At 73.9% G+C, this 10606-nt stretch carries 6 protein-coding genes, 2 pseudogenes and 1 riboswitch; of the genes and pseudogenes, 2 read left to right on the forward strand and 6 right to left on the reverse strand.

The annotated features are described in order from the left end of the window. Positions 1-50: 50 nt before the first annotated feature. Genes ACO1BR_RS03670 through cobG form a run of 3 tightly spaced genes read right to left on the reverse strand, consistent with a single transcriptional unit; the run spans position 51 to position 3798 of the window. The gene (locus tag ACO1BR_RS03670) at positions 51-1613 is read right to left on the reverse strand and encodes a precorrin-2 C(20)-methyltransferase (protein ID WP_426793559.1); all 1563 of its coding nucleotides are present in this window, start codon (positions 1611-1613) and stop codon (positions 51-53) included. Next, the gene (locus tag ACO1BR_RS03675; RefSeq protein ID WP_426793560.1) at positions 1610-2242 is read right to left on the reverse strand and encodes a precorrin-8X methylmutase; all 633 of its coding nucleotides are present in this window, start codon (positions 2240-2242) and stop codon (positions 1610-1612) included. The genes ACO1BR_RS03670 and ACO1BR_RS03675 overlap by 4 nt, the downstream gene beginning before the upstream one ends. After that, positions 2239-3798: a precorrin-3B synthase gene (gene cobG, locus ACO1BR_RS03680; RefSeq protein ID WP_426793561.1), complete on the reverse strand. Its 1560-nt coding sequence runs from the start codon at positions 3796-3798 to the stop codon at positions 2239-2241. The genes ACO1BR_RS03675 and cobG overlap by 4 nt, the downstream gene beginning before the upstream one ends. Positions 3799-3895: 97 nt before the next feature. Further along, a riboswitch (cobalamin riboswitch) is annotated at positions 3896-4044 on the forward strand. A gap of 33 nt (positions 4045-4077) precedes the next feature. Here cobG and cobN point away from each other — a divergent pair. Continuing rightward, positions 4078-7680: a cobaltochelatase subunit CobN gene (cobN, locus tag ACO1BR_RS03685; protein WP_426793562.1), complete on the forward strand. Its 3603-nt coding sequence runs from the start codon at positions 4078-4080 to the stop codon at positions 7678-7680. A 68-nt stretch (positions 7681-7748) separates the two neighbouring features. Here cobN and ACO1BR_RS03690 read toward each other — a convergent pair. From ACO1BR_RS03690 to ACO1BR_RS03700, 3 genes and pseudogenes are all read right to left on the reverse strand, one after another. Continuing rightward, positions 7749-7904, reverse strand: a pseudogene (locus ACO1BR_RS03690) (cobaltochelatase subunit CobN); the annotation flags it as partial. A gap of 4 nt (positions 7905-7908) precedes the next feature. Further along, a pseudogene (locus tag ACO1BR_RS03695) lies at positions 7909-9159 on the reverse strand (MFS transporter); the annotation flags it as partial. Positions 9160-9281: 122 nt separating this feature from the next. After that, positions 9282-10019 carry a DUF4097 family beta strand repeat-containing protein gene (locus ACO1BR_RS03700; protein WP_426793563.1) on the reverse strand — a complete coding sequence of 246 codons (738 nt, stop codon included), beginning with the start codon at positions 10017-10019 and terminating at the stop codon, positions 9282-9284. Between the two features lie 253 nt (positions 10020-10272). Between ACO1BR_RS03700 and ACO1BR_RS03705 the strand changes: the two genes are divergently transcribed. Beyond that, positions 10273-10557 carry a DUF1876 domain-containing protein gene (locus tag ACO1BR_RS03705; protein WP_426793564.1) on the forward strand — a complete coding sequence of 95 codons (285 nt, stop codon included), beginning with the start codon at positions 10273-10275 and terminating at the stop codon, positions 10555-10557. The last annotated feature ends 49 nt before the right edge of the window (positions 10558-10606 follow it).

Here is a 10606-nt window from a genome sequence, read left to right on the forward strand (position 1 = left end):
CCGCCGCCCTGCCTCTTGGGCCTGTCCTCTGGGTCAGGGGCGGAAGTGCCCTAGGACTCCGGGTACCTCCGGGGCGTCCAGACGGTCTGGGTCCCGTCGTCGCGCCGCACTGACTGCGTCTGCGACGAGCCGACGAGGAGGATGGTGCGCATGTCGACCTGGTCCGGGTCCAGGTCGGCGAGCGGGACGGTCCGCAGGGATTCCTCGGGTCCGCCGACGTCGCGGGCCAGGATGACCGGGGTGTCCGGCGCGCGGTGCTCCAGGAGGAGTTCGCGAGCCTTGGCCACCTGCCATGTACGGGAGCGCGAGCCGGGGTTGTACAGGGCCAGGGCCAGATCGGCGGAGGCCGCCGCGCCGAGGCGGGTGGCGATGACGTCCCAGGGCTTGAGGCGGTCGGAGAGCGAGATGACCGCGTAGTCGTGGCCCAGCGGGGCGCCGGCCCGGGCGGCGGCGGCGTTGGCGGCGGTGACCCCGGGCAGCACGCGCACCGGGACGGAGCGGTACGGGTCCTGGGAGGCGACTTCCAGGACCGCGGTGGCCATGGCGAAGATGCCGGGGTCGCCGCCGGAGACCACGGCCACCCGCCGGCCGCGGCGGGCCAGGTCGAGGGCGAGTTCGGCGCGCTCGGACTCGACCTTGTTGTCGGATCCGTGGCGGCGCTGCCCGGGGCGTATCGGCACGCGGTCCAGGTACGTGGTGTAGCCGACCAGGTCCTCGGCGGCGGCCAGCGCGCCGCGGGACTCGGGGGTGAGCCAGAGGGGGCCGGCGGGACCGGTACCCACCACGACGACCTCGCCGCACTCGGCGGCTGGCGGCGGTTCGGTGGCCGCGATCCGGCTGGGCACCACCGCGACCGAGAAGTACGGGACGGTGTCGGCGTCGATGGCGGCGAGCCGGTCGGTGCGCTCACCGGACATGGTGGCGCGTTCGACGTAGCGGGCCTCCGCGATCCGGCCGGAGCGTGCCATGGCGCGGCGCACGGTCGGGAAGGTGCGGCCGAGCTTCATGACGACGGCGGAGTCGGTGGCGGCCAGCCGCGCCGTCAGCTCTTCCTCCGGCAGCGTGCCGGGGAGGATCGTCAGCACCTCGTCGGCCTCGGCGAGCGGGGTGCCCAGGCAGGCCGCGGCGGCGCTGAGGGAGGTGACGCCGGGGATGACCTCGGTCGGGTAGCGGTCGGCCAGCCGCTTGTGCATGTGCTGGTACGAGCCGTAGAAGAGCGGATCGCCCTCGGAGAGGACGGCGACGGTGCGGCCGGCGTCGAGGTGGGCGGCGAGCCGTGCCGCCGCGGACTCGTAGAACTCGTCCAGCGCGCCCCGGTATCCGCCGGGGTGGTCGGTCGACTCCGTGGTGACCGGGTAGACCAGCGCTTCCTCGATGTGGTCGGCGCGGATGTGCTTCGCCGCGATGGAGCGCGCGATCGAGCGTCCGTGCCGGGCGCTGTGATACGCCACCACATCCGCCTGGGCGATGACCTCCACCGCCCGCACCGTCATCAGGGACGGGTCGCCGGGGCCGAGGCCGACGCCGTAGAGACGGCCGGTGGACTGCTCCGGGTGCTGCACCGACTGCCGTTCCGGCACGCCGTTGTGGGCCTGCTGCTCGCTCACGCTCACTCTTCCTCGCTTGCCAGGGCGTTGATAGCGGCTGCGGTCATGGCACTGCCGCCGCGCCGCCCGCGCACCACGATGTGATCCAGCTTCGACGGGTGGTCGATCAGCGCGTCCTTGGACTCGGCCGCGCCGATGAAGCCGACGGGTATGCCGATGACGGCGGCGGGGCGGGGCGCCCCTTCCTCGATCATTTCGAGGAACCGGAAGAGGGCGGTGGGGGCGTTGCCGAAGGCGACCACCGCGCCCTCCATCCGGTCCCGCCACAGTTCGAGCGCGGCGGCGCTGCGCGTCGTCCTCATCCGCGCGGCGAGCTCCGGCACGGACGGGTCGGTGAGCGTGCAGAGCACCTCGTTGTCGGCGGGCAGCCGCTTGCGGGTGACGCCGCTGGCGACCATGTTGGCGTCGCAGAGGATCGGTGCACCGGCGCGCAGCGCGGCGCGGGCACCCGTCACGACCCCGGGGCTGAAGGCCAGGTCGCGTACGAGGTCGACCATGCCGCAGGCGTGGATCATCCGGACCGCGACCTGGCCGGCGTCGGCGGGCAGTCCGGAGAGATCCGCCTCGGCGCGGATGGTGGCGAAGGACTGGCGGTAGATCTCCGCCCCGTCCTTTTCGTACTCGAACGCGGTCACTGGGGCCTCGGGGTGGTGGGTTGAGGGGTGATGGGGGTGGCGTGGGACGGACCCGGTGCCGGTCGTGTTTCACGTGAAACCGGGTCCGGTGCGGCCGATTCCCGTGAAACGGCGGGCAGTTGGGGTGTTTCACGGGAAACCGGCGCCGGTCGTGAGGAGCCCCGTACGGCGGGGGACGGCGCCGGGTCCTCGGGCCGTACGACGGCGGTGCGGTAGCCGTCGGGTGTCGCGACGACATCGACCCAGGTTCCGCGGGGGTGTCCGCAGCGGCGTGCGCAGCCGGACCAGTGGACGGGGAGGCCGCCGCCTCCCGCGGGGGCGGAGGCACCCTCGGCGAGGGCGGCGGCGACGTCGGCGCGGACATCCGTCAGGGACTTGGCGCACCCGGGGCGGCCGGTGCAGGCGCTGAGGCGGTGCCAAGGCGAGGCCGGGTCGGTGATCAGCCCGGCGGCGGAGAGTTCGCGGAGGCGCAGGGGCGCGGTCGCGGCCGGCAGGCCGGGAAGGACGATCCCGCGCCAGGGGGTGAGCCGCAGTTCGCCCGTGCCGTCGTCGGCGGCGATGCCGGTCAGCGCGCGCCACTGGGTGACGGTCAGCCGGCCCAGGGGCGCGAGAACGGCAAGCGCCCGGCGCCCGTCGGCGCCGTCGACGAGGCCGGGGGCGCGGGAGTCGGCGTACCGCGGGGCGGAACGCGGACCGGGGGCCGCGCCGGCATCCGCCGCGCATTCCGAATATCCCGCGTCATTCACGTCATTCACGTCATTGACGTGTTCGGCGGCGATGCCCGCCGTCCGCAGGGCTCGCGCCACCTCGCGGGCGGTGAGCGCGCGGTCGGCGGGGAGTTCGCGGACCCGCCAGGCGCCGCTGCCGCTCGCCCCGGCGGTGGTCAGAAAGGTCTCGGCGGCGGTGAGCGCGGCACGCGGAACGTCCTCGCCGGCGATCCGCAGCGCGGCCGGGTCGTCACCGACCCGCAGCAGCGCCCCGCGCCCGGACGCGGCACCCGCAGCGCTCGATCCCCCGGTCCCCGATCCCGCGATGCCCGATTCTGCGATCAAGGTCACATCGCCGCCGAGGCCCGCCACATCCCCCCGCCCGTCGTCGAGGACGAAGAGGAACCGGCCCGAAAGCCCCGTCGCGGCCGTGCTCGCGCAGAGCAGCGCGTCCAGGCCACGGGTCCACAACCGCACGTCAGACGGGGTGTGCTGGTCCAGTCCGGCCAGCGGCGAGGCCACGATGTTGCGGATCCGCTCATGGCGGACGGACGGGAGCAGCCCGGCGCCGGCGAGCAGGTCCGCGAGCCGTCGGCCGCAGCCGTCGGGCAGTCCGCGGAGTTCGACGTTGCCGCGGGAGGTGAGCGAGAGGTGGCCGTCGCCGAGGTGTTCGGCGGCGTCCGCCAGCGCGGTGGCCTGGCCTACCGCCAAGTCCCCTGCCGGCAGCCGCACTCGGGCCAGCTGCCCGTCGGCGGCGGAGTGCAGCCGCAGCGCTCCCGGGCAGGCGTCACCGCGATCCCGTACGGGCGGTTCGGCCCGGTGGGGCGGCGGTGCGGGGGAGGGCGGCATGGCGGCGAGCATACCTACGCCGGGTCGCTCCGAAACCGGGGGCGCAAGGCCCCGGCGAGCGCCCCCGGAGGCGCGCTCCCGCTGCCGGGACGCAGCCCTTACTATGCAGGTCGGTGGGTCGGCTGACCCGCCGGACGCCAGCGACGGCGCCAGGGAGGAAGCCCGGTGAGAATCCGGCGCGGTCCCGCCACTGTGAACCCGGCCTCCGCCGGGTGAGCCAGGAACTCCCGCCGTCCATACGACCACCCGGGGCGCGGACACCCCGAGGAAGGCTGCGCCGTGATCCTGCTGCTGTCGACCTCCGACACCGACCTGCTCAGCGCTCGTGCCGCCGAGGGACCGGTGCCGTACCGGCTCGCCAACCCGGCCCGACTCGACGTCGCCGAACTGCCCGGCCTCCTCGACGGCACCGGTCTCGTCGTCGTACGCCTCCTCGGCGGCATCCGCGCCTGGCAGGAGGGGCTCGACCTGCTGCTGGCCGCGGACCAGCACCGCCCGGTCGTCGTCCTCACCGGTGAACAGGCCCCCGACGCCCAGCTCATGGAGGCGTCCACCGTCCCGGTCGGCATCGCGGCGGAGGCGCACGCCTACCTCGCGCACGGCGGTCCGGCCAACCTGGAGCAGCTGGCCCGCTTCCTCAGCGACACCGTCCTGCTCACCGGCCACGGCTTCGAGCCGCCCGCGCCCGCGCCCTCCTGGGGCCGGCTGGAGCGCGCGGCGTGCGACGTCAGCGGCCCGACGGTCGCCGTGCTCTACTACCGCGCCCACCACATGAGCGGCAACACCGCCTTCGTACGGGATCTGTGCGACCGGATCGAGGAGGCCGGCGGCCGTCCGCTCCCGCTCTTCGTCGCCTCGCTGCGCGCCCCCGAGCCGGAGCTGATCGAGGAACTGCGCGCGGCCGACGCGATCGTCACCACCGTGCTGGCCGCGGGCGGCACCAGGCCCGCGGAGGCGTCGGCGGGCGGCGACGACGAGTCCTGGGACGCGGGGGCGCTGGCCGCCCTGGACGTGCCGATCCTCCAGGCGCTGTGCCTGACTGGGTCGCGCGCCGCCTGGGAGGAGAACGACGAGGGGGTGTCCCCGCTCGACGCCGCCTCGCAGATCGCGGTGCCCGAGTTCGACGGGCGGTTGATCACCGTGCCGTTCTCCTTCAAGGAGGTCGACGAGGACGGCCTCCCGGTGTACGTCGCCGACCCCGAACGCGCCGCCCGGGTCGCCGGGATCGCCGTCCGGCACGCCCGGCTGCGGCACATCCCGGCCGCCGAGAAGCGCCTGGCGCTGGTGCTGTCCGCGTACCCCACCAAGCACTCCCGGATCGGCAACGCGGTCGGCCTGGACACCCCGGCGAGCGCCGTCGAACTGCTGCGCCGCCTCCAGGCCGAGGGCTACGACTTCGGCGCCGAGCCGGTCCCCGGGCTCGCGTCCGGCGACGGCGACGAGCTGATCTACGCCCTCATCGAGGCCGGCGGCCACGACCAGGAGTGGCTGACCGAGGAGCAGCTGGCCCGCAACCCGGTCCGGATCCCGGCCGCCGACTACCGGCGCTGGTACGCGACGCTGCCGGAGGAACTCCGCAGCTCCGTCGAGGAGCACTGGGGCCCGCCGCCCGGCGAGATGTTCGTCGACCGCTCCCACAACCCCGACGGCGACATCGTGCTCGCCGCGCTGCGCCGCGGCAATCTGCTGATCCTCATCCAGCCGCCGCGCGGCTTCGGCGAGAACCCGATCGCGATCTACCACGACCCCGATCTGCCCCCCTCGCACCACTACTTGGCGGCCTACCGCTGGATCGCCGCCCCCGCCGCGGACGGCGGCTTCGGCGCCGACGCGATGGTGCACCTCGGCAAGCACGGCAATCTGGAGTGGCTGCCCGGCAAGAACGCCGGACTCTCCGCGGCCTGCGGCCCGGACGCGGCGCTCGGCGACCTCCCGCTCGTCTACCCCTTCCTGGTCAACGACCCGGGCGAGGGCACCCAGGCCAAGCGCCGGGTGCACGCCACCCTCGTCGACCACCTCGTCCCGCCGATGGCCCGCGCGGACTCCTACGGCGACATCGCCCGCCTTGAGCAGCTGCTCGACGAGTACGCCGCGATCTCCTCGATGGACCCGGCCAAGCTGCCCGCCATCCGCGCGCAGATCTGGACGCTGATCCAGGCCGCCAAGCTCGACCACGACCTGGGCATGGACGAACGCCCCGACGACGACGGCTTCGACGACTTCCTGCTGCACGTCGACGGCTGGCTGTGCGAGGTCAAGGACGCCCAGATCCGCGACGGGCTGCACGTCCTGGGCGGTGCGCCGACCGGCGAGGCGCGGGTCAACCTCGTCCTGGCCATCCTGCGCGCCCGGCAGATCTGGGGCGGCACCTCGGCGCTGCCCGGACTGCGCGAGGCGCTGGGCCTGGACGAGTCGGCCGCGACCCGGACGGCCGCCGACGACGCCGAGGCCCTCGCCCGCGCGCTGGTCCAGGCGATGGAGGACGCGACGTGGGACCCGGCCGCGGTGGCCGGGGTCGCCGACGGGCACCCGGCCGCGGTCGCCGACATCCTCGACTTCGCCGCCCGGCAGGTCGTGCCGCGGCTGGCCGCCACCACCGACGAACTCGACCACGCGGTGCACGCCCTCAACGGCGGCTTCGTGCCGGCCGGTCCGTCCGGCTCGCCGCTGCGCGGCCTGGTCAACGTCCTCCCGACCGGCCGCAACTTCTACTCCGTCGACCCCAAGGCCGTCCCGTCGCGCCTCGCCTGGGAGACCGGACAGGCGCTCGCCGACTCGCTGCTGGCCCGCTACCGCGACGACAACGGCGACTGGCCGGAGTCGGTGGGCCTGTCCCTGTGGGGCACCAGCGCGATGCGCACCTCCGGGGACGATGTGGCGGAGGCGCTGGCGCTGCTCGGCGTCCGTCCCGTGTGGGACGACGCCTCGCGCCGGGTGACCGGCCTGGAGGCCGTCCCGCTCGACGAGCTGGGCCGCCCCCGCATCGACGTCACCCTCCGCATCAGCGGCTTCTTCCGGGACGCGTTCCCGCACGTCATCGGCCTGCTCGACGACGCGGTACGGCTCGCCGCCGGCCTCGACGAGCCCGCCGACCGCAACTTCATCCGGGCCCACGCCCAGGCCGACCTGGCCGCCCACGGTGACGAGCGCCGCGCCACCACCCGGATCTTCGGCTCCCGCCCGGGCACGTACGGCGCGGGCCTGCTCCAGCTCATCGACTCCCGCGACTGGCGCACCGACGCGGACCTGGCCGAGGTCTACACCGTCTGGGGCGGCTACGCGTACGGCCGCGGGCTCGAAGGCCGCCCGGCTCGCGACGAGATGGAGACCGCCTACAAGCGCATCGCGGTGGCCGCCAAGAACACCGACACCCGCGAGCACGACATCGCGGACTCCGACGACTACTTCCAGTACCACGGCGGCATGGTCGCCACGGTCAAGGCGCTCAAGGGCAAGGCCCCCGAGGCGTACATCGGCGACTCGACCCGCCCCGAGACGGTCCGCACCAGGACGCTCGTCGAGGAGACCTCCCGGGTCTTCCGCGCCCGGGTCGTCAACCCCCGCTGGATCGAGGCGATGCGTCGCCACGGCTACAAGGGTGCCTTCGAACTCGCCGCCACCGTGGACTACTTGTTCGGCTACGACGCCACGACCGGGGTCGTCGCCGACTGGATGTACGACAAGCTCGCCCAGACCTACGTCCTCGACCCGGAGAACCGCGCCTTCCTCCAGGAGGCCAACCCCTGGGCACTGCACGGCATCGCCGAACGCCTGCTGGAGGCCGAGTCCCGCGGTATGTGGGAGAAGCCCGACGCGGAGACGCTGGCCGCCCTGCGGGACGCCTTCCTGGAGACGGAGGGCGAGCTGGAGGGGGAGGACTGAGGCGCGAAGTGGCGTGACGGGGGCGGTGTTTCACGTGAAACACCGCCCCCGTCACGCCACTTCGCGCCTCAGTCCTCCCCCTCCAGCTCGCCCTCCGTCTCCAGGAAGGCGTCCCGCAGGGCGGCCAGCGTCTCCGCGTCGGGCTTCTCCCACATACCGCGGGACTCGGCCTCCAGCAGGCGTTCGGCGATGCCGTGCAGTGCCCAGGGGTTGGCCTCCTGGAGGNAGCCGCTTGGCGCGGTGCACCCACGCCGCCAGGGCCACCAGGACCGCGGTCGCGCCGCCCAGCGCCATCACGGTCGACGGCGACGTACGGTCCACGATCATCCCGCCGGTCAGCGCGCCGAGCGACAGCGTCGCCTGGAACGCGGCGGTGAACAGCACCGATGCCGCCTCCGGCGCGGCGGGCGCCGCCTTGGCGAACCAGTTCTGCGACGCTACCGGCACCGCGCCGTACGCGATGCCCCAGACCACCAGCAGCACCAGCGCACCTCCTTCCCCGCGGCCCAGGACCGGAAGCAGCAGCGTGGCGAGGGCGAGCAGCCCCGCCGCGGCCCCGAAGACGGTGCGCGGGCGGCGCGCCACCATTCCGCCGCCGAGGAAGTTCCCAGCGATTCCCGCGACGCCGTACGCGAGCAGGAAGACGGTGATCAGCCCGGCGGACGCCACGTGGGCGACCTGTTCCAGGAAGGGCGTCACATAGGTGTAGGCGCCGAAGTGCGCGAGCACGACGAGGAAGGTCATCAGCAGCGCGAAACGGGTGTGGACGCCGCGCAGCATGCCGCGCAGCATCGCCGCACTGGTGGCCCGTACGGCGGGAAGCGACGGACTCACCAGAGCCATCAGCACCAGCACGCCGAGCGACAGTGCCCCCACGACGGCGCAGGCCGTCCGCCAGCCGGCGAGGTTGCCGAGGAGGGTCCCCGCGGGCACCCCGAGCACCGAGCCCAGCGGCACCGCGGAGAAGATCACCGCGGTCGCCCTGCCCGCCGACTCCGCGGGCACCAGCCGCTCGGCCAGCCCGGCGCCGATCGACCAGAAACCCCCGATGACGATGCCGACCAGCACCCGGGACAGCAGCACCAGCCAGTAGGCCGGTGCGACCGCGGCGAGCAGGTTCGCCAGCGCCAGCAGCGCGAGGAAGGCGCACAGCATCAGCCGCCGGTCGATCCGTGCGGTGGCCACCGTCACCGTCGGCGCGGCGCAGGCGGCCAGCAGCCCGGGGAGCGTCATCATCAGCCCGGCCGTGCCGTCCGAGATGCGGAAGTCGGCCGCGATATCGGTGAGCAGGCCGATCGGCAGGATTTCGGTGGTGACGATGGAGAAGATCCCCAGCATCACCGCGATCACGGCGAGCCAGCCGTTCAGCGGCGAGCGGGCGACGGCCGCGGGTCCTGCCGATGCGGCTGCGGCTGCGGCTGCGGATTCGGAGTCGGATTCGTATGCGGAGTCGGTGGCGGTGCGGGCGGCGGTCGGCATGGATTCCGTCCTGGTGAGCGGTCCGTTGCGGTGCTCACCAGTCCAGCAGCCGACCACCCCCGTGGTCCGGCAGCTTTACGACGTCGCGGTGCGGCGCCGCCGGGGGCGAAACCGAAGCGGCCTCAGCCGGCGGCCTTCTCGGCGGTGATCTCCCCGTTCGAGGTGGTCAGGTCGAGCCGGTAGCGCCCCGCCGGGTCCTGGGTGACGCCGATCTTCTTCGCGCCGTTGTCGGTGTCCGCGGACACCCGGTAGTGGGCGTCCGGCACCGTCACCGCGATCGCGCCGTTGGACGTCTTCGCCCGGACGTCCTGCGGTGTCGTCGTGGTCAGGTCGATCCGGCCGTTCGAGGTCTCGACGGCGGTGCGGCTGCCCGCCAGCCCCTTGCCGGTGACCTCGCCGTTCGTCGTCCGGACGTCCACGGCGCCGGACACCTGGTCCAGGTCGATGCTGCCGGAGCTGGTGGACACCTTCACCGCGCCCACGCCGGACAGCTTCAGCGCGCCGTTGGTGGTCTCGCCGGTGACCGGGACGGTGCCGGGCAGATCGACCGTGTAGCTCACCGAGCACTCGTCGCCGCAGCCGCCGAGCACCAGGGTCCCGCCCTCGACGCGGTGGCTGGGGCCCTTCGGGCGGTCACCGCGGTAGGTGACCGACCGGTGGACGGAGACCGTGTCGCCGCCCTTGCCGCCGTGCACCGTCACCGCGCCGTCGCGGGTGTCCACCCGGACGGAGGTGATCTTCTGCGACACCGCGGCGTCGTCCGTGAAGGTAGTGCCGGCCACCAGGCTGCACGCACCGACGGTGACCGCCCCGATTCCGGCCAGCGCCACGGCCCCGATGAAGCGGACCTGCCTGCGCATGAATACCCCCCGATACGAGATGAGTTGGCCCTCTCCGCGGCACGTCCCCGGGCGCCGGGCCGAAGCCCGCCGCACGGGCCCGCTCCCCCCCCGGATCCCGGCCCTTCCCGCATGACATTAGGGACCCGGCCGCCCGCCCGGCCATGGGGCTATCCCCCCAATTGCCCTGTGGTCAGCCTCCAGATGCGGCTGGACAGCGCCGGTGCGACGCTGTGTGTGGGGACTGTTCCCAGGGGGCGGAGGGAGGCTTCCGGTGACCGGTACGGGTAGGCGTACGAAGACGTGGAACGCCGAGATCAGCATCGTCGAATCCGGCAGCGAGGTCCAGGCCGAGGCCCGGCTGCGCGGCAAGGAAGGCGGGCAGATCGTCGGCCAGGGAACCGCCAGGTGCAATCCGACGGACGAGAACGTCCCCGCCATCGGGGACGAGCTGGCGACCGCGCGCGCGCTGTCGGACCTGAGCCATCAGCTGCTCAGCCGCGCCGCGCACGACATCGAGGTGCACACCTCCCGCCCCGTCGAGCGGCTGCACGCCTGACGGGCGGCGAGTCACAACGCCGCGCCGCGCTCCGGCTCGGGTGAGCCGG

It is taken from the genome of Streptomyces sp. YGL11-2, assembly GCF_050054615.1.
GTDB lineage: Bacteria > Actinomycetota > Actinomycetes > Streptomycetales > Streptomycetaceae > Streptomyces.